Genomic DNA, 18,701 nt, shown 5'->3' with positions numbered 1-18,701 from the left:
CGGAGATGCCCACTAGTCGCTCGGCATCGGCCGCGCGCCACGGCTCGTCCGGCGGGATGGCGGCGGCCATGCGATCGAGCCGCGACCGGGCCCGGACGATGTCGGCCAGCGTACGGGGATCGATATGGGGGATCGCGCCGGTGTACTCGGACCGGGTCCCGCCGAGCTCGGCGATGTGCCGGCCGGCGGTGTGCGTCGGAAAGGTCTCCAGGCCCAGCTCCCGGATCAGTTCGTGGATCCGGTGCTGGGTGGGGCCCACCCATTGGCCGCCGACGTCGATGGGGCTCCCGTCGGGCAGGTCGGCGTTGAGCAGGCGCCCGCCCACGCGGTCCCGGGCCTCGAGCACGAGAACCTCGAGACCGGCCCGGGTGAGTTCCCGGGCCGCGACCAGCCCCGCGATTCCGGCGCCCACCACCACGATGTCCACCGATTGCTCCATGCCAGGCCTCCCGTCACGTCGATGTGTATCAGGCGCGGGAGGTCGACGGCGACGGATCGGGATACCTGCACCCTGGCAATGCGAAACTCACCTGTCGGATTGCGCCTGATCTACGGGGTCCCCCTAGGTGAGTCGCAATCCGACAGGTGAGTCGGGTGGGCGGCTGGGATTACCTGCTGAACATCTTCGCGAAGAAGCCGTCCTTGACCGCGGGGACGTCCGACTCGTGGCCCGGGCAGCGGTCGGCCTTGGGCACACCGGTCATCACCTGGTCGACGTGCATTCCGCATCCGGCCCAGGTGGTCTTGCCGCACTTCTTGCAGGTGGCGGGACGGCACATGATGAGACTCCTCAGGGGGTGGGGTTGTCGTCGGCGTGGATCGCGCCGACCGCCGGCCGATGATCCGACTGGCTGATGCCCCGAGATTACATACCCCTAGGGGTATCGGTCAACCCTGCCGGTTCGGCACGCCCTGCACCTGTGGCGTGGGCGGGGTGGTCGACCTCGTCGTCGTCGTTCTCGTCGGGCTCACCCCCGCCGGCGTCCAGCCCGGCTCACCAGTCGCCGCGGGTCAAGCCGTCGCCCCATTCCCGCGCGCGCTCCAGTTCGCCGGGTAGAAGCGGGCCCTCGTAGCCGTCCACGTAGAAGGTCTCGGGATCCGTCACGGGGTGGCAGCCGAGCTTGCGTCATTGCCGCGAGTGGTTCCCCGACCTGTCGCACCGATCGGGCAAGATGTGTATCGGCGCCGGGAACACACAGGTGAGCCCGCGCGTTGACTATGTACGAGTGATTCGTCGGTGACCCGGCGGGGACTCTCGACCAACGACCTTCCCCGACAATTCCGAAGGGACCTCGATGCGCACCAGTAGCAACCCGGTCTTCAGTTCACTGTCCACGGACAGTGCCCGCGGCGCCACCCATCTCGGTGGTGCCGGCCGTGGCGCCTTCCAGCAGGGCCAGTACGGCCAGCAGGGCTTCGGTGCCCAGGCCGGTTACGGTGCCCCGCAGGCGCACCCGCAGTTCGCCGCCGACACGCGGCCCATGACGATCGATGATGTGGTCGCGAAGACCGGCACGACCCTCGGTCTGCTCGCCATCGTCGGCACGATCTCCTTCTACCTGATCACGATGAACCCGGGGCTGCTGTTCCCGTTCATCCTGGTCGGCGGCATCGGCGGCCTGATCACCGTTCTGATCGCCACCTTCGCGCGCAAGATGGACTCCGCGCCCGTCACCCTGACCTACGGCGCCCTCGAGGGGCTGTTCGTCGGCGCGGCGACGTACCTGTTCACCATCGACCTGCAGGGGACCGGCGGCGTCCTCGGCGCGGTGGGTGCCGCGATCCTCGGCACCATCGGCGTCTTCGTGGGCATGCTGTTCGTCTACAAGACCGGCGCCGTGCGCGTGACGCCCAAGTTCACCCGCTTCATGTCTGCCGCGATCGTCGGCGTGCTGTTCGCGGCCCTGGGCAGCATCGTGCTGAGCCTGTTCACCGGCACCAACCCGCTCTACGACGGCGGCCCGATCGCGATCGGCTTCTCCCTCCTGGCCATCGGCCTGGCCGCGTTCAGCTTCCTGATGGACTTCGACAACGCCGACCGCCTCGTGCGCGCCGGTGCCCCGTCCAAGATGGCGTGGGGCGTCGCGCTCGGCCTCACGGTCACCCTGGTGTGGCTGTACGTCGAGATCCTCCGCCTCATGAGCTACTTCCGCGACTGACCGGCGCGAGCTGTAGCGCTGCCTGACTGATCAGGTCAGGTTCCGGCGAATCCCACGGCCCCGGCCCCCCGCGAGGGGAGCCGGGGTCGTCGGCATTTCGGGTGTGGGCCCGGCGTCGGCCGGCGCACCGGCCCGCCCCCGCGCACTGCGCGGGCGCCGCCGGGGTAGCAGGCTGCAGGACCAACGACGAGAGCGCCCCGGGCACACTTCCTCGAGAGAAGCGTGCCCGGGGCGTTCGCAGTGCCGCGGGGTGGCGCGGGCTCAGGCCACGCCGGATGGGATCAGCTGAGGCGCTCGAGCACCATCGCCATGCCCTGGCCGCCGCCGACACACATGGTCTCGACGCCGAACTGCTTGTCCTCGGCCTGCAGGTTGTTGAGCAGCGACGCGGTGATGCGGGCGCCCGTCATACCGAAGGGGTGGCCGAGCGCGATGGCACCGCCGTTGATGTTGAGCTTGTCCTCCTCGATGCCGAGCTCGCGGGCCGAGCCGAGCACCTGCACGGCGAACGCCTCGTTGATCTCGAACAGGTCGATGTCGGAGATCGACTTGCCGGCGATCCGCAGGGCGTTCTTGACGGCCTCGATCGGGCCCAGGCCCATGATCTCGGGCGACAGGCCGGACACGCCGGTGGAGACGACGCGCGCGAGCGGGGTCAGGCCCAGCTCCTTGGCCTTGGTATCGGACATGATCACCAGGGCGGCAGCACCGTCGTTGAGCGGGCAGCAGTTGCCGGCCGCGATGGTGCCGTCGGGACGGAAGACCGGCTTGAGCTGCGAGATCTTCTCGTAGGTGGTGCCGGGCCGCGGGCCGTCGTCGGCGGAGACGACGGTGCCGTCGGGCATCGTCACCGGGGTGATCTCATTGGCGAAGTGGCCACGGTCGACGGCGGCCACGGCGCGCTCCTGCGAGCGCACGCCCCAGCGGTCCTGCTCCTCGCGGGTGATGCCGGTCATCTGGGCCACGTTCTCGGCGGTCTGGCCCATCGGGATGTACACGTCGGGCAGCAGGCCCTCGGCGCGCGGGTCGGTCCAGGTCTCGGCGCCGCCCTCTGCGCGCGTGGCGGTGCGGGCCTCGGCCTCGGCGAAGATCGGGTTGTGTGTGTCCGGCCAGTGGTCGGCGGTGCCCTTGGAGAAGTTGGAGACGGTCTCCACACCGGCGGAGATGAACACGTCACCCTCGCCGGCCTTGATCGTGTGCAGCGCCATACGGGTGGTCTGCAGCGAGGAGGAGCAGTAGCGGTTCACGGTGGTGCCCGGGACGGTGTCCAGGCCGGCGAGCACGGAGACGACACGGCCCATGTTGAAGCCCTGCTCGCCGCCCGGCAGGCCGCAGCCCAGCATGAGGTCGTCGATCTCGGTGGGGTCGAGCGCGGGGATCTTGTCCAGCGCGGCCCTGACCATCTGGGCAGTGAGGTCGTCGGAGCGGATGCCCACGAGGGAACCCTTGTTGGCGCGCCCGATGGGGGAACGGGCGTACGAGACGATCACGGCTTCCGGCATGGAAAGCTCCTTCGTTGCGGGTGAGTGCTGGTGTGGTCGGGTCAGTCCTGGGGATCCGGGTCGTCCCGCGTCGAGCGGGCCGGTGTCAGGATCCGGCTACGGCGTCGGAGGGTGTCCGCGGCCTCACGGGCCTCGCCCGTGCTCTCGGGGTCACCGTCCACGTCCTCATTATGCAGGAACGTGCTCCGGTCACCGTCGTCCGCATCCTCGTGAGTGCGGACGAAGTCGGTCAGGCGCTTGGTCAGCCGGGCCACCACGGACTCGCGGTGCTCGACGGGCGCGCCGGTGTCGGCAGTCTCGGCGGGCGCACCGGTGCCGGCGGTCGCGCCGGTGTCGGCAGTCTCGCCGGAGCTGCCGGAGACGGCGAGATCGGCGGCGCTCTCGGCGGCCTCAAGCGAGGCGGCGGCCTCCTCGGCATCGTGCGGCAGCTGCTCCTCGGGCATGTCCTCCCACACGCCCAGCGCCACGCACACGGCGGGCAGCAGCAGGCCGGCGGCGAGTTCGTATCCGGCCGAGTTGGGATGGAACCGGTCGGGCGAGAACAGGCTCTCGCCGCGACGGTGGAACTCGGGCGCGAGCGTCTCCGCCAGGGAGACGGGGATGCCGCCGGCCTTGCGGGCCTGCATGGCTTGCGCGCCGGCCAGGCGTCGGCTCAGGCCGGACATGACCGATCGCAACGGCTGGGGGACCGGCTTGATGATGCTCAGGTCGGGGCAGGTGCCCACGACGACGTGCGAACCGTTCTCCCGGAGCGCCCGCACCGCGTCGCCCACTCGCCGCGCCGAGGGACCGATCGCGTTGCGGGAGGTGATGTCGTTGCCGCCGACGAGGATCACCGAGATGTCGGGGTCGCCGTGCGCGATCTGCATCGCCTCGATCTGCCCGGGCAGTCCCTTGGACGTGGCGCCGACGATCGCCTTGATGCTCAGCCGCACGTCCCAGCCGGACTCCTCGGCCAGACCCCGCGCCAGCAGGACGCCGGGCAACTCGTCAGGGGAGTCGGCGCCGAGGCCGGCGGCGAGCGAGTCGCCGAAGATCATCATGTGCACGTCGCACGTCATTCCGGGTCGCCACGGCTCGGGTGACCGGGCCCCGGGCCGGTAGAGCCCGTCGCCGGAGTAGGGCCGCGACGTCGGCTTGGGGATCACCCGGCGCGCGATCCGGGCCTGCTGCGTGAGCACCTCCTGGGCGCCGCGGAACGCCCCGACCGTGCCGACGGCAGCCAGCCCGAGGCTCATCCAGAGGCGTCGGGAGGCGTCGTCGGCGTCGGTCATCGGGCGTGTCGTCTCCCCTCTGGGTTGTGGTCGGACTCTGGGTTGTGGTCGAACTCTGGGTTGTGGTGGGACCCGGCGCTGTGGTGGGACCCGGCGTCGTGGCGTGAGCCCGTCCGGTGGCGTGCGGCGGACGGAGCGGCCAGCTCACGGGCGTGCTGGGCCAACTCGACGATAGCCCTCCTGCTCTCGGCCGGCCCGCGGGAGAGGTCGATCGGGTACTCCACGATCGAGATGTCGGTGTGGACGATCCGTCGGGGCTGGGGGGAATCGTCGCGCCGCTGGGCCGGGTAGACCAGGTACGCGCGGTCCACCCCGAGCGCGGTGCAGGCGGCCAACAGTCGGTAGTGCTCGGCGGCGCGGGCCCGGCGGTCCGTGGGATAGGTCGGGACGAACGTGGTGACGGGCTCGCCGTCGACCTCGTACACCAACCCCGTGCGCACGGAGATGTGGTCACCGTCGTCGGACGGCGCGCTGTGACGACCCGACGGCGCGTCGTCCGCCTCGGCACCGGAATCCAGGTTGACGACGGGGTTCTGCAGCAGCCGACCACCCCGGCCGTCGAGGGCGGCGGTCAGCTCGGCCTCCACGAAGCGTTCGAACAGTGCTGGCATCTCGGTGACGAAGGCCGCGGACGCGGCGTGACCGTCCTCGACCTCCACCGAGATCCGTCGCACAATGCGGTCCGCCAACGCGAGCGCGTCCTGGTAGCGGGCGTTGAGCCTGCTGGGCGTCCACGCCGGCACGGGCGCGCCCTGGCCGATGAGCGTGGCGTCCGACAGGCGGGCGTCGACCATCGCCAGCCGGCGGCGGGTGGCATCGGGCAGCTCGGGCAGGAACTGCAGGCGGTGGGCGGCCGTGCGCAGGATGCGATTCTCTGCGATGTCCGGTGTGAACTCGGAGTAGGTGACCTCGAGCGGGATGGTCATGCCCGGGTGGCGGCGGATCTGGTCACCCAGGCGGATCCGGCCGCGCACGGTGGTCAGCGCCTCGTCCACCCTGCGGTACCCGCGCAGCAGCCCGGCGGACAGGGCCCGGTGCGCCAACCGGGCCATGGACTCGGCGACGGAGGTCCACAGCTCGTCGTCGTCCCTGGCCTGCACCGATGAGGACAGGAACGGGTCGTCGGCCGCGTGGTCGAGCAGGAAGAACAACTGCGTCAGGCCGAGGCTGGCGGCGGGCATGACCCGCACTGACAGACCTTCGACGCGGACCGAGCCCACCGCGCCGCAGGGGATGAGCCGCCACGTGTCGCGGCCGGCGGGCAGCACCTCCACGAGGCCGGTCTGCGACAGGTGCTGCGCACCCTCCCAGCTCAGGTTGACCAGTCGGCCGCGGCGGTCGAACTCGTCGAACTCGAGCGCCACCGGCGACGCCGGCGACTGTGCCGACGCCGGCGTGCCGGCGCGAGTCGGAGTCGCGGTCACGCCCGCCCGATCTTGCGGCGCAGTGCCGCGAGGCCGAACCGCTCGTGCACCTCGGCGCGGGTGAGCCGCCCGTAGTAGTGCTCCTCGAGCAGCGGGAGCAGGTCGAAGCGCCAGATCGCCTCGAGACCGCCCGGCTCGGTGGCCCGGTCCTTCATGAAGTACGACGGCCCGATCCGCAGGTCGCGGTCGGAGTCGTCGATCTCGGAGTTGAGCGCCTCAAGCAGCTCCGCGGGCTCGGTCGTCACGCCGCGCGCCTCGAGGTGGCGTCGGAGCACACCGGCTACCGGTGGGGTGTCGGGGTGCAGTTCCATGAACGCGAAGCGTCGGCGGATGGCGGCGTCGACCATGGCGATCGACCGGTCGGCGGTGTTCATGGTGCCGATGATGAACAGGTTGCGCGGCAGCCGGAACGAGGTGTCGGGGGAGTACTGCGGCAGCACGGTCCGGTCCCGGTACTCCAGCAGGAAGTACATCTCGCCGAACACGCGGGCCAGGTCGGCGCGGTTCATCTCGTCGATGATGAGGAAGCTCGGGTGCTCGCGGCCCGACTCCGAGGTCGCCCGCGCGGCCTGGCGCCGCAGCGGCCCGGCCTGGAGAGCGAAGCCGGGCTGCCCGGACTCGGTGAGCGTGGGTCGGTAGCCCTCGAAGAAGTCCTCGTAGGCGTAGCTGGGGTGGAACTGCACCAGCTGGACCCGGCTGGGGTCGTCGGGGCCGGCGAGGAAGCGGGCCAGTTCCTGGGCGAGGAAGGTCTTGCCGGTGCCGGGCGGGCCGTAGAACACGATCTGCTGACGCTGTTGCAGGGTGTCGACGATCTCCTGCAACTCCTCGCGGGGCATGTGCAGGCCGTCGGCCAGCTCGTCGGTGACCTCGGGCAGGGTCGGCACCGCCCCGGCGGCGGGGGCCTCGGCGACCTGCGACTCCGCGGAGTGGCGCCCGGGGTGCATCGCCGAGAGCATCGCGTCCAGGCCGTCGGTGAGGTCGACGACCGTGCCGGGCTCGCCGATCAACTCGGACAGGGGACTGGGCAGGGTCTCCAGGTCGAGGGTGACGGTGCTCCACAGCACCGAGCGCTCGAGTTGCTGGCCGCCGTCGTCGACGTAGCCGAGGTCGTCGGTGAGGGTGCCCAGATGCAGTTTGGCGTCGGCGACAGTGGCCACCACGTCCTGCGGGTTCATCCGGGACAGGAAGGTGTGCAGCTCGGCGGTGAGCTGGAACCGGGCCTGGTAGTCCAGGTGCGGATAACCCTGCTCGACGGCCTGGGACACCTCGAGCCGGCTGGCGTGCGCGGGGATCCGCGGCAGGTGCGAGGCGGGCAGCGCGATGCGGTTCTGGGCGACCCACTGGCCGGCCTGGCCGACGCCGCCGCGGCCGGGCCGCACGAGCCAGGCGCGCCGGGAGTGGTCGTCGCGGTGGCGCTGCCACTGGTTGGCCACGGAGCCGCGGTACCAGTCGACGGGCTGGCCGAGCTGCGCGGACAGTACCTCGGAGATGCGGTGCAGGTCCTGGTCGATGTCCAGCTCGTCGATGCCGGACGGGCCGCCGATGAGGTCGGCGAACGCGTCGCGGATGCGGGTCTTGTGTTCGTGCTTGACGATCGGCTGGAAGTAGCCGGGCCACACGAGGTACTGGAGGCTGTAGCGGATGGCCCGCCAGTCACCGGGGGTGGAGCGGGCCGCGCGCTGGAACTCCCACGGGTCCGACAGCGCGGCGTCCCGGACGGACGCGTCGAGCTCCGCCCAGTGGATGACGAACGAGCACAGCCAGCGCAGGTGCTCGCGCATCTGCACGTTGAAACCCAGGCCCCCGGTGAGCGGGCCCTTCTCGCTGAGGACCTCGTCGAGATCGGTGGGGATCCCGGGCGCGTCCTCGATCCAGGAGAGCACGTCGCGGACGCGGCCGCGCTTGAGGCGGGCCGTGACCGTGGACAGGGGGAGCTGTTGGATGAAGAGCAGCTCGGCGGCGAGCAGGACCACGGGCCGTGGTGCGCCCTCGAGCTGGTCGTGCAGCGCCTGCATCACGGGGGAGCGTGTCGACCCGGGCGCCGCGCCGGCGGCCCCTTCCTCGGGGTCGGAGTCCAGACGGCGGGCCAGCTCCTCGGCCACCTCGGGCGTCCACGTGTAGAGGTCGTCCTCGAAGGGGGACTGACCGGTCCGCAGTGCCGGTCCCAGGACCCGCCCGGCCGCCGCTTCGATAGTCGGGGCCGGGCCGTGGGGCCTGTCCTGGGAACCGTCTGACACGTGGAACTCCTGCTACGCCGGGGCGGATTCGGGCCCGCCTGGAGGCGACCCGATATTCGTGAAGAACGTACCACCGGTCCCCGTCTTCAGCCGGTCAGCTGTGGTACGGCTCCGCGGTCACGATGGTGACGGCGACCTTCTTGCCGTTGGGGGCGGTGTACTCGCGGCTCTCCCCGTTCTTGGCGCCGAGGACGGCCTTGCCGAGCGGGGACTCGGGGGAGTAGATCTCGAGGTCGTCCTTGCCGGAACCCTCGCCGCGGGTACCGATGAGGAAGGTCTCCTTGGTGTCCTCGTTGCCGTTGTAGTAGGCGCGGACGACGGAGCCGATGAGCGCGACACCGGACTCGGTGGGCGTCTCGCCGACCTGGGCGTTGGCCAGCAGGTCGTCGATGGTCCGGATGCGGGCCTCCTCCTGGCCCTGCTGCTCACGCGCGGCGTGGTAGCCGGCGTTCTCCTTGAGGTCGCCCTCCTCGCGCCGCTCGTTGATCTCGGCGGCGATGACCGGACGGTTGGCGATCAGCGCCTCCTTCTCGGCCATGAGGCGGTCGTACGATTCCTGGGTCAACCAGTGGACCTGGGTGTCGTTCGCCATGAGCGCACTCCAATCTGTTCGCGTGCGTGATGTAAGAAAAACACGGCCCCGCGAAAAAGGGAGCCGTGCTGAAGCGCCGATTCTAACACAGGCGCCGTTGCTCGCCGTCCGTTACGCGCGGCCCTGACGGCCGCGCCGTCTGCGGCCCTACCTGCGCAGGTAGTCGGGGACGTCGTCGCCACACCCGTAGACGTCCGCGGCGAAGGCGCGTCCGGTGGTGAAGACGGACGCGTCGATCTGGATCGTGGTGTTCTCCGACGGTGGGACGTACACCTCGCGTCGGCCGAGTTCGCCCTTCGACTCCTCCTGGGCCCGGATGATGCAGTAGGCGGGCGTGCCGGGCTCCTCGCGCGTCACGGTGAACGTCAGGTCGACCCGGGTCTCGTCGACGACCTCCACCCCGATCGCCTCACCGGTGATGTCCGGCGTCTGGTTGAGTCGCCACGTCGTGTAGACGCCGGCGACCACCAACCCGCCCACGAGCAGCGCCAGGATGACGGCGACGACCTTGCCGGTCAGGTTCGAGCCGCGGTCGGCGGTCGCGTACCGGTCCGCGGGCGGGCCCACGGGGGGCTGCGACGGGGCGTCCGACCTCGGCTCACTCATGGGAGCCAGGGTATCGGGGCACGCTGGCGGGGACGGCCGGGGGTCGCCGGCGGGCCCCGCCGGGGGCGGCGCCTGGGCCGACGCCCATAGAATGGTGCGGTCATCCACTCACGTGAGAAGAACGGCAGGTGCTCCCGATGGCCGGTCTGCGGCTGATGGCGGTCCACGCCCACCCCGACGACGAGTCGTCCAAGGGGTCGGCAACCATGGCCAGGTACGTCGCCGAGGGCGTCCACGTGCTGGTGGAGACGTGCACCGGGGGCGAGCGGGGCGACATCCTCAACCCCGCGATGGACCGCCCCGACATCGTCGCGGACCTGACGGGCGTCCGGGTGCGTGAGATGGCGCGCGCCGCCGACATCCTGGGTGTCGACCACCACTGGCTGGGGTATGTGGACTCGGGGTTGCCGGAGGGTGACCCCACGCCACCCCTGCCGGAGGGATGTTTCGCCCTGGCCGACGACGACGAGGTCACCGAGTCCCTGGTCCGCAGGATCCGGGAGTTCCGTCCCCACGTGATGATCACCTACGACGAGAACGGTGGATACCCCCACCCGGATCACCTGAAGGTGCACTCGGCGTCGATGGCCGCGTACGAGGCCGCCGCCGACCCCGACCGGTATCCGGACGCCGGTGAGCCGTGGGCGATCGCCAAGGTCTACTACACCCACGGATTCCCCAAGAGCCGCCTCCAGCTGCTGGACGACGAGCTGTTCGCCCGCGACGGTGTGCGCCACTTCGAGGAGTTCCTGTCCCGTTGGGGGGACCGCCCGGACATCATGGAGCGGGTCACCACGCGGGTCGAGTGCGCGGACTACTTCGAGCAGCGCAACTCGGCACTGCTGGCCCACGCCACCCAGATCGACCCCAACGGCTGGTTCTTCGCCGCACCCGTGGAGATGCAGCAGCGGGTGTGGCCCACCGAGGAGTTCGAGCTCGCCGCGAGCCGGGTGGGATTTCCACAGCTCGGTGAGGGAGAATACGAGACAGACCTGTTCGAGGGGGTCGACCCGTACGTCGCACTCCCCGTCGGCCCGAGCACGAGTGAGGACCCACGATGATCACCCTGGGACCGGACGTCCAGATCCTGGCGTACCAGTCGGCGATGGTCCTCGCGCAGAACCAGTCGCCCGGTACGCCCGGGTACAACGACAACCCGGTGGGACCGGAGTTCGGCAAGGCGTCGCCGATCGGTATCCCGGTGATCCTGCTGCTCCTCATCGCCACCGTGCTGCTCATCCGCAACATGAACAAGCACATCAAGAACCTGCCGGAGAGCTTCGACACCGAGCATCCCGAGCCGGATCAGCTCGCCGACGAGGGCACCGACCGTGGCGCCGTCCCGCCCCTGGAGTCGACCGACGGGCAGCCCGACCCCCGCTGAGCCCGACCCCCGCTGAGCCCGCCCCGAATCCAGCACACGATCCGCCCCTCGGATGTCGATCCGCGTTGCGGGTCCCGCGGGCGGATCGACCTCTGGAGGGCGGACCGTGGTGAGGGCGAACCCGCCCGCCGGTTCAGCGGCCCAAGAGGTCGCCCATCGGGACGAAGTCGCTGAACTCGTCGTCGTCGGTCTTCCGTCCCCGACCGGAGTCCGCGCGCGTCGGCGCCACCGCGCCGGCGGTGACCCCGGCGAACCGCAGCATGTAGTCCGACAGTTCGGTCCCCACTCGCGCGGTACGGGCGCGCAGCGAGTCCTCGTCGCCGTCGGTGGCCACGGCGCCGAAGTCCTCGGCCGCCGCGAACACGGTCGTGGGCACGATGTCGGCCTTGAGGTAGGCGAACATCGGCCGCAGGGCGTAGTCGACCGCCAGCGAGTGACGCGCGGTTCCGCCGGTCGCGCCCAACGCCACCGGCACGCCGGCGATCGTGCCGGGTTCGATGACGTCGAACAGCGACTTGAACAGGCCCGAGAACGACTGGTTGTAGATGGGCGACACCGCGATCAGCCCGTCCGCCCGGCCGATCTCGTCGATCGCCGCGGCCAGTTTCTCCCCGGGGAACCTGGTGAAGGTGGCGTCGACGACCTTGTGCGCCAGTTCGCGCGCCTCGAGAACCGTCACGTCGACCCTCTGACCGTGCCGCGCGAGCGCGTCGCGGGTCGCGGCGGTGAGCTGGTCGGCGAGCATCCGGGTGCTGGAGGGCACCGAGGTTCCGGCGGCGACGACGACGAGGTTGAGCGGCCGCCCGGCGGAGTGGCTGTTGTGGGGGTCGGTCACTTGGAGTCCTTCCCGGCCGGCGCCTCGGCGAGGCGGGCCTGGTTGCGGCGGGCGCGGGCCAGCGACTGCTCCTGGGCGCGCTGACCGCCCTCGGCGGTGAGGCCCGTCCAGTTGTCGCCGGTGCCGAAGCGGTACGCGTCGGAATAGGTGGGATCGCCGGCGGCGGCCAGGTCGGCGTCGCGGGCGGCGACCCGCGCGGCGTGGGTCGGCCCGTCCGGGACGTGGGCCGGGCGCAGTGCGTCGAGTTCCCGTCGCAGGGTCGGCACGATCTCGGTGCCCAGGATCTCGATCTGCTCGAGAACGGTCTTGCGGGGCAGGCCGGCGTGGTCGATGAGGAACAGCTGACGCTGGTAGTCGCCCACGTGCTCGCGCATGGTCATGTATCGGTCGATGATCTGCTGCGGCGAGCCGACGGTCAGCGGGGTCTGGGCGGTGAAGTCCTCGAGCGACGGGCCGTGGCCGTAGACGGGGGCGTTGTCGAAGTAGGGGCGGAACTCGTCGACCGCGTCCTGGCTGTTGGCGCGGGCGAAGAACTGTCCACCCAGGCCGACGATCGCCTGGTCCGCCGAGCCGTGGCCGTAGTGTTCGTAGCGGCGGCGGTACAGCTCGACCATCTGCTTGGTGTGGTGGATCGGCCAGAAGATGTTGTTGTGGAAGAAGCCGTCGCCGTAGAAGGCGGCCTGCTCGGCGATCTGCGGCGAGCGGATCGAGCCGTGCCACACGAAGGGCGCGACGCCGTCCAGCGGGCGCGGGGTCGAGGTGAACTGCTGCAGGGCCGTGCGGAACTTGCCCTCCCAGTCCACGACGTCCTCGTGCCACAGGCGGTGGAGCAGTTCGTAGTTCTCGATCGCGATCGGCAGGCCCTGCCGGATGTCCTGCCCGAACCACGGGTAGACCGGGCCGGTGTTGCCGCGGCCCATCGTCAGGTCCACCCGGCCGCCTGCCAGGTGCTGCAGCATGGCGTAATCCTCGGCGATCTTCACCGGGTCGTTGGTGGTGATCAGGGTGGTGGCCGTCGACAGGATGATCTCGGAGGTCCTGCCCGCGATGTAGCCCAGCGTCGTGGTGGGGGAGGACGTCACGAACGGCGGGTTGTGGTGTTCACCCAGCGCGAAGACGTCGAGGCCCACCTGCTCGGCCAGCGTGGCGTACTCGACGACCGCCTCCAGTCGCTCGTGCTCGGTGGGTATCCGCCCGGTGGTGGGGTCCGGGGTGATGTCGGCGATGCTGAAGATTCCGAACTGCATGATGGTGGCCTCTCGTCTGTTGGTGTCCCCAGCTTAACTTGCTGACATGTCAAACAAAAGGGTGTGGGGCGGTATTCCCCCTCACATGGCGGGTGTCCGCACGGCCTGCCCCGGTGTGGACGGTTCCGCAGCCGCCCCTCGCGACGGCGTCTGGCCTGCGCAGCGGTGCACGCCAGACGCCATGGCGGGACGCGGCTGCGTCCTGGTCGAGCAGGCGCGGGAGCGACACGCCAGCCCCGCGGGCGACACGCCAGGCGCGGGAGCGGCTGTCGGGGTAGGGCTGCGAGGCGATTCCGGCCGGCCCGGGGCCGTCTGCTATCGTGTCCGGCATGTCGAACGCTCGCGCTTATTGGCGCTTTATGTGGGCTCCGGGTGGAGCCCGCGCCGCGAGCGCACGCGTCCGCTAGACGGACGTCTCGACACCCGGAGCCCAGAGGCGGTGACCACCATGGTCGCCGCCTTCCGCCTTTCCAGACGGCGGATCCGGGTGCGCGAGACGCAGGGCACCGAAGAGATCACGGCACCCGGCCCGCCACGACCACATCGCCAGGAGTGCACAGCCGTGACCGTCACCGCCGAGAACCCCACCCAGACCGCCGACAGGCGAGTCCTGTCCTACTCCCCGCTGCCGACGCCGACCGAGATCCTCTGCGAGCTCCCGCTGGGCGAGGCCCGCGAGGCGCTGGTCGAGCGCAGCCGCGCCGAGGTCGCCGACGTGCTCGCCGGGCGTGACGACCGCCTCCTCGTGGTGGTCGGCCCGTGTTCGGTCCACGACACCGAGGCGGCCCTCGACTACGCGGCGCGACTCGCCGCGCTCGCCGCCGAGACGGCCGAGGACCTGCTCATCGTCATGCGTGTGTACTTCGAGAAGCCCCGGACCACCGTCGGGTGGAAGGGCCTCATCAACGACCCCGCGCTCGACGGGAGCTACGACATCCCGCGCGGCCTGCGCACCGCCCGCACCCTGCTGCTCGACGTGCTCGATTTAGGGCTGCCCGTGGGGACCGAGTTCCTCGAGCCGACCAGCCCGCAGTACATCGCGGACGCCGTCTCGTGGGGCGCGATCGGCGCGCGCACCACCGAGAGCCAGGTGCATCGTCAGCTGGTGTCCGGCCTGTCGATGCCGGTGGGCTTCAAGAACGGGACCGACGGCGAGGTCCAGGTCGCGGTCGACGGCTGCCGGTCGTCGGCGGCGCGGCACGTGTTCTTCGGCACCGACGCCGACGGCCGGGCCTCCGTCGTGGAGACCGCCGGTAATGCCGACTGCCACGTCATCCTCCGTGGCGGGACCGGCGGACCCAACCACGACACCGAGTCCGTCGCGTCGGCCGTCGCGGCGGTCGGCAAGGTCGGCCTGCCCGGTCTGGTGATGGTGGACGCGAGCCACGCCAACTCGGGCAAGTCGCACGAGCGTCAGGCCGAGGTCGTGGCCGAGCTGGCCGAGCGGATCGGCGCGGGGGAGCGGGGCATCTCCGGACTGATGATCGAGAGCTTCCTCGAGCCCGGCGCCCAGTCCGTCGAGGCCGACGAGCTGGTGTACGGCCGGTCCGTGACGGACGCGTGCATCGGCTGGGACACCACCGCCGACAGCCTGCGCGCGCTCGCCGCGGCCGTTCGCCGGGGCCGACGGGGCTGACCGCCGCCGCCCCGCCGCCGCCCCGCCGCCCACGCCGCCGCCCACGCCGCCGCCCCCGTCGCCGGTGCGGTCGGCCCGGGGACGGCGGCCCGAGGGGCACCACTGGGCGGGCGACGCCGCGCGGTACCCTTTCCGCGTGGCCGTCTCCTTCCCCCTGTACTCGCTGTACGAAGCGCGCCTCCGCGCCTCGTTGGACGAGTCGAGGCTGCCGCGGCACATCGCCGTGATGGCGGACGGGAACCGCCGGTGGGCACGCGAGGCGGGCTTCACCGACGTCGCGCACGGTCACCGGGCGGGCGCGGTCAAGATCGCCGAGATGCTGGGCTGGTGTGACGACCTCGGTGTGGACGTCGCCACCATCTACCTGCTCAGCACGGAGAACCTCGGTCGCGATGCCGAGGAACTCGATGAACTGCTGCAGATCATCGCGGACGTGGTGGACGAGATCACCGGCCCGGGGAAGAACTGGGAGGTCCGGATCGTCGGGCGTCTCGAGGTGCTGCCGGACTGGCTCGCGGAGCGACTGCGCCACGCCGAGCAGGTGAGCAGGGGCCGGCCGGGCGTCAAGGTCAACGTCGCGGTGGGGTACGGCGGGCGGCAGGAGATCGCCGACGCCGCCCGCGAGCTGGTCCAGGAGCTGATCGACAAGGGCTGCAGCGGGCAGGAGCTGGTCGACGCGATCACCGTCGACGGCATCGGCGAGCACCTCTACACCTCGGGCCAGCCCGACCCGGACCTCGTGATCCGCACCTCGGGCGAGCAGCGGCTCTCGGGCTTCCTGCTGTGGCAGAGCGCGTATTCGGAGATCTGGTTCACCGAGGCGTACTGGCCGGCGTTCCGGCGGGTCGACTTCCTCCGGGCGATGCGCGAGTACGGAGCCCGCAACCGTCGGTTCGGTCAGTGATGGTCGGCGCGGAGGCGGAGCGCGGGCCGATCACCGTGGGCGAGGTGATCACCGTCCGCGCCGTGTGCGTGGTGGACCAACTGCTCGAGGTGCCCGGCCGGGTCGGCGTCACCGCGATCGACAAGCGGCCCGTCGACGGGCCCGTCCAGGTGCGCGAGTACGGCCTCCACGGCGACGTCCAGGCAGACCGCCAGCACCACGGCGGGGTGTGGAAGGCCGTCTACCTGCTCTCGGAGTCCGACGTCGAGCAGTGGGAGCCCGAGTTCGGCGGCCCGATCCCGCCCGGGTACTTCGGCGAGAACCTTCGCGTGACCGGCGTCGACACCTCGCAGTTGCAGATCGGCACCGTGCTGGAGGTGGGTCGCCTGCGCATGGAGGTCACGACGCCGCGGATCCCGTGTCAGACCTTCGGCCACCACGTGGGCAAGCCGCGCTGGGTGCGGCGCTTCACCGAGGGCGGGCGACCCGGCGCGTACGCGCGGGTCCTCGCCGCGGGCCCCGTCGAGGCCGGGGATGAGATCCGGGTGGTCGCCGTGCCCACTCACGGGGTCACGATCGGGCGGGTCTTCGCCGGGGTCAACGACGACGAGGCCCGGCGGCTCCTCGACGAGTACGCGCTGTCCGACCTGGCGCCCAGTCTGGTCCGGAAGCTGGATCCGGCCACCGACGACAGGCCCGTGGACGCCGACTGACCGGGTTCGCGCCCGCGCGGGGTGGCTCGGCCGCGGAGTCGCTCGGCTGCAGAGTCGCTCAGCTGCAGAGTCGCTCAGTCGCGTGGCTCGGCCAGGTGGTCCCACACGTCGCCGGCGGTCGACCACACCTCGTGCGCCTCGGCCTCTGCGACGTCCGGCAGTCGGAACGCACCGCCGCCGCCGGCCGAGGTCGCCACCAGCGTCACCAGCCCGGCCCGGCGCTGGAACGGGGTGCGCCGCACGTTCCAGCCGAGGATCCCGTCGCGGTACAGGACATCGGTCCGTCTCAGGAGCGAACCCTTACGGACCGTGACCACCGTGCCGCCCACCGCGTGGCCGAGTCCGCGGTAGTTGTCGACCGCGGCCCACGCGGCGACCGTCCCACCGACCGCGGCCACGGCGACGGGAACCCACCACAGCCACGGCCACACGAGCGCGGGTACGAGGGCGATCCCGGTGAGGGCGAGGGTGGCGGCCACCGCGCGGACGGCTCGTCGTCGTCGCGCCACAGGCGGATGGGAGCGCAGCGCGTCCGGCCCCGGTGTGCCCGCCGCCGCCGTCTTCGCGGCCTCCGTCCTCACGGCTGCCGTGCCCGCCGCCGTACCCGGCACCGGTGTCCCCAGCATCTCCGCCGCCACGCCGGCGGCCACGTCGCGCGGGGAGGCGGGGACCAGCGCGGGGCTCTGTTTGGGCTTGCCGTTCTCGTCGTTGCCGATACCCACTCCGGTGGCGATCACGTCCAGCCGGGCGGCCCCGAGCGCGCGGAACCCCGGCGGCTCGTGCAGCGTCACGCCACGGACGCGTCGGCCGTCGAATGTCGCGTGCCGGCCCACGACCAGGCCTCGGCGCAGCTCGAGAGAACCGTCGCGGTGACGTTCCAGGCGCATGCCCCACCAGTTCTCCACGAACAGCACTGTGGCGGCGACGGTGCCGATGGCCAGGGTCAGGGCCACCACGCCGATGGCGAGGACCGGCAGCGGCAGCCCGCCGACGCGGTCCCACACCCACTCCAGCACCGTCGGCACCGCGTTGAACCAGTCGGCCACCTGGAGCACGATGCCGAAGCCCACCAGGCCGAACACCGGCGTCATGAGGCTGGCCGGGGCGTAGCGGACCCACCGGGGATCGAGGCGGGCGAGTTCGTGCGTGTCCGCGCCGGCTCGGTCGGCCAGTAGTCGGCGGCGCAGGTCCTCGGCCTCGGAGCGGTCGAGCGCGGCCAGCGTCATCCTCGAACCGTCGGTCTCACCGCTGGCCAGTTTGAGGGTGGCGATACCGAGGCGACGCTGGACGACGTCGGCGGTGATCTCCACGTTGCGGACCCGGTGCGTCGACAGTGACGACGTGGTGCTCGACAGGAAGCGGACCCGGCGCTCGATCCGGTGGGCGTCGACGCGGTAGCGGGTCACCGTCAGGCGGGCGGACTCGGCGATCGCGGTGGCGACGGTCCCGACGACCACCCCGCCCACCGTCCAGAGGAGGACCCAGCCGATGGCCAGGCCGCCCACCAGCATGCCGATCGCCGTCGGCACCGCCGCGGCGACGAGTGCCGCGGCGACCACCACGGTCGTGGAGGTGATCGTCCGACGGTCCAGCGGCAGCCAGTCGTCGTGGCCCGCGCCGGCGGAGTGGTCCGCGCCCGCGGTGCCGACCGGACCGGCGAGGTCGGAGGGGTGGTGCGGGCCGCCCGGATCGGTCGGGCCGGTCATGTGGCGTCCCGCTGATCGTCCTCGGCGAGGAGGGTGAGGCGGTCGGCCATCTCCTCGGCCTGCGTGGCGTCGAGGGCGCTGATGCGCACCGCGCCCTTGGACGAGGCGGTGGTGACCACGACGGTGGCGAGGCCGAACTGTCGCTGGAGCGGGCCGCGGGTCTTGTCGACGGTCTGGACGCGCGACAGGGGAGCAGCGCGCCACTCCTCCCAGAACAGTCCACTACGGCTGTAGACGGCGGTGTCGGTGGCCTCCCAGCGGTGGATCGCCCACCGCACCCGGGGCACCACCACCAGGGCCGCCGCTGTCAGTAACGCCCATACGGCGGTGGCGAGCAGCATCCACGGGCCCACGATCAGCGTCGATACCGCCAGTACGAGCAGTGGCCCGACCATCCACAGGGCGACCTGCGCCGTCCACCATCGTCGGCACCGGGGATCGACCCGTTCCCTGGGCGGACGGAGGCCGAGTGTGGTCCCGAGTTGCGTCGCATTCACGGCTCC

18 protein-coding genes are annotated in these 18,701 nt (G+C 71.3%); 6 read left to right on the top strand and 12 right to left on the bottom strand.

Annotated features, from left to right (window positions below):
• Together AYO52_RS08130 and AYO52_RS18555 are read right to left on the bottom strand one after the other, a co-directional pair.
• On the bottom strand, positions 1-439 hold a 439-nt coding region (locus tag AYO52_RS08130), incomplete at its 3' end, for an FAD-dependent oxidoreductase (protein WP_156523567.1).
• A gap of 169 nt (positions 440-608) precedes the next feature.
• Positions 609-779, bottom strand: coding sequence for a hypothetical protein (locus AYO52_RS18555; RefSeq protein WP_172812135.1), 171 nt, complete (start codon positions 777-779; stop codon positions 609-611).
• Positions 780-1,295: 516 nt separating this feature from the next.
• Between AYO52_RS18555 and AYO52_RS08125 the strand changes: the two genes are divergently transcribed.
• A complete protein-coding gene (locus AYO52_RS08125) occupies positions 1,296-2,159 on the top strand; it encodes a Bax inhibitor-1/YccA family protein (protein WP_067715698.1) in 864 nt (287 codons plus the stop codon).
• A gap of 281 nt (positions 2,160-2,440) precedes the next feature.
• On the opposite strand, the gene AYO52_RS08120 is transcribed toward AYO52_RS08125, so the two are convergent.
• The 6 genes from AYO52_RS08120 to AYO52_RS08095 form a co-directional block, all read right to left on the bottom strand.
• Entirely contained in the window at positions 2,441-3,661 is a 1,221-nt protein-coding gene (locus tag AYO52_RS08120; protein WP_067715695.1) for an acetyl-CoA C-acetyltransferase, read from the bottom strand.
• A gap of 41 nt (positions 3,662-3,702) precedes the next feature.
• Entirely contained in the window at positions 3,703-4,935 is a 1,233-nt protein-coding gene (locus AYO52_RS08115) for an SGNH/GDSL hydrolase family protein (protein WP_067715692.1), read from the bottom strand.
• A complete protein-coding gene (locus AYO52_RS08110; RefSeq protein WP_253701998.1) occupies positions 4,932-6,359 on the bottom strand; it encodes an McrC family protein in 1,428 nt (475 codons plus the stop codon). The genes AYO52_RS08115 and AYO52_RS08110 overlap by 4 nt, the downstream gene beginning before the upstream one ends.
• A complete protein-coding gene (locus AYO52_RS08105) occupies positions 6,356-8,596 on the bottom strand; it encodes an AAA family ATPase (RefSeq protein WP_067715690.1) in 2,241 nt (746 codons plus the stop codon). The genes AYO52_RS08110 and AYO52_RS08105 overlap by 4 nt, the downstream gene beginning before the upstream one ends.
• Positions 8,597-8,690: 94 nt before the next feature.
• Positions 8,691-9,188, bottom strand: coding sequence for a transcription elongation factor GreA (greA, locus tag AYO52_RS08100; protein ID WP_067715687.1), 498 nt, complete (start codon positions 9,186-9,188; stop codon positions 8,691-8,693).
• Positions 9,189-9,335: 147 nt separating this feature from the next.
• Positions 9,336-9,794: a DUF4307 domain-containing protein gene (locus AYO52_RS08095; RefSeq protein WP_067715685.1), complete on the bottom strand. Its 459-nt coding sequence runs from the start codon at positions 9,792-9,794 to the stop codon at positions 9,336-9,338.
• A gap of 137 nt (positions 9,795-9,931) precedes the next feature.
• Between AYO52_RS08095 and mca the strand changes: the two genes are divergently transcribed.
• Both mca and AYO52_RS08085 read left to right on the top strand, forming a co-directional pair.
• The gene (mca, locus tag AYO52_RS08090; RefSeq protein WP_067715682.1) at positions 9,932-10,855 is read left to right on the top strand and encodes a mycothiol conjugate amidase Mca; all 924 of its coding nucleotides are present in this window, start codon (positions 9,932-9,934) and stop codon (positions 10,853-10,855) included.
• Positions 10,852-11,178: a hypothetical protein gene (locus AYO52_RS08085; RefSeq protein ID WP_067715680.1), complete on the top strand. Its 327-nt coding sequence runs from the start codon at positions 10,852-10,854 to the stop codon at positions 11,176-11,178. The genes mca and AYO52_RS08085 overlap by 4 nt, the downstream gene beginning before the upstream one ends.
• A 133-nt stretch (positions 11,179-11,311) precedes the next feature.
• On the opposite strand, the gene AYO52_RS08080 is transcribed toward AYO52_RS08085, so the two are convergent.
• Together AYO52_RS08080 and AYO52_RS08075 are read right to left on the bottom strand one after the other, a co-directional pair.
• Positions 11,312-12,013 (bottom strand): CE1759 family FMN reductase, encoded by a 702-nt coding sequence (locus AYO52_RS08080; protein ID WP_067715677.1) that lies wholly within the window; start codon positions 12,011-12,013, stop codon positions 11,312-11,314.
• Positions 12,010-13,260, bottom strand: coding sequence for an LLM class flavin-dependent oxidoreductase (locus tag AYO52_RS08075; RefSeq protein ID WP_067715674.1), 1,251 nt, complete (start codon positions 13,258-13,260; stop codon positions 12,010-12,012). Before AYO52_RS08075 ends, AYO52_RS08080 begins: the two co-directional genes overlap by 4 nt.
• Positions 13,261-13,822: 562 nt before the next feature.
• Between AYO52_RS08075 and AYO52_RS08070 the strand changes: the two genes are divergently transcribed.
• The 3 genes from AYO52_RS08070 to AYO52_RS08060 all read left to right on the top strand — a co-directional run bounded on the left by AYO52_RS08070 (position 13,823) and on the right by AYO52_RS08060 (position 16,492).
• Complete coding sequence (locus AYO52_RS08070) at positions 13,823-14,896, top strand: 3-deoxy-7-phosphoheptulonate synthase (protein WP_067715672.1); 1,074 nt, start codon at positions 13,823-13,825, stop codon at positions 14,894-14,896.
• 136 nt (positions 14,897-15,032) lie between these two features.
• On the top strand, positions 15,033-15,800 hold the full coding sequence (locus AYO52_RS08065; RefSeq protein WP_067715669.1) for an isoprenyl transferase: 768 nt from the start codon (positions 15,033-15,035) through the stop codon (positions 15,798-15,800).
• Positions 15,800-16,492 carry an MOSC domain-containing protein gene (locus tag AYO52_RS08060; RefSeq protein ID WP_067715666.1) on the top strand — a complete coding sequence of 231 codons (693 nt, stop codon included), beginning with the start codon at positions 15,800-15,802 and terminating at the stop codon, positions 16,490-16,492. Before AYO52_RS08065 ends, AYO52_RS08060 begins: the two co-directional genes overlap by 1 nt.
• Positions 16,493-16,566: 74 nt before the next feature.
• Here the strand turns inward: AYO52_RS08060 and AYO52_RS08055 are convergent, their stop codons facing one another.
• Both AYO52_RS08055 and AYO52_RS08050 read right to left on the bottom strand, forming a co-directional pair.
• A complete protein-coding gene (locus AYO52_RS08055; protein ID WP_082923871.1) occupies positions 16,567-18,198 on the bottom strand; it encodes a PH domain-containing protein in 1,632 nt (543 codons plus the stop codon).
• Complete coding sequence (locus AYO52_RS08050) at positions 18,195-18,695, bottom strand: PH domain-containing protein (protein WP_067715664.1); 501 nt, start codon at positions 18,693-18,695, stop codon at positions 18,195-18,197. Before AYO52_RS08050 ends, AYO52_RS08055 begins: the two co-directional genes overlap by 4 nt.
• Positions 18,696-18,701 lie beyond the last annotated feature (6 nt).

The sequence above is a fragment of the Dietzia sp. 111N12-1 genome (assembly GCF_001658045.1).
GTDB classification, from domain to species: domain Bacteria; phylum Actinomycetota; class Actinomycetes; order Mycobacteriales; family Mycobacteriaceae; genus Dietzia; species Dietzia kunjamensis.
The sequence above is the reverse complement of the archived record's forward strand: the minus strand, read 5'-3'. Positions and strand labels throughout refer to the sequence as shown.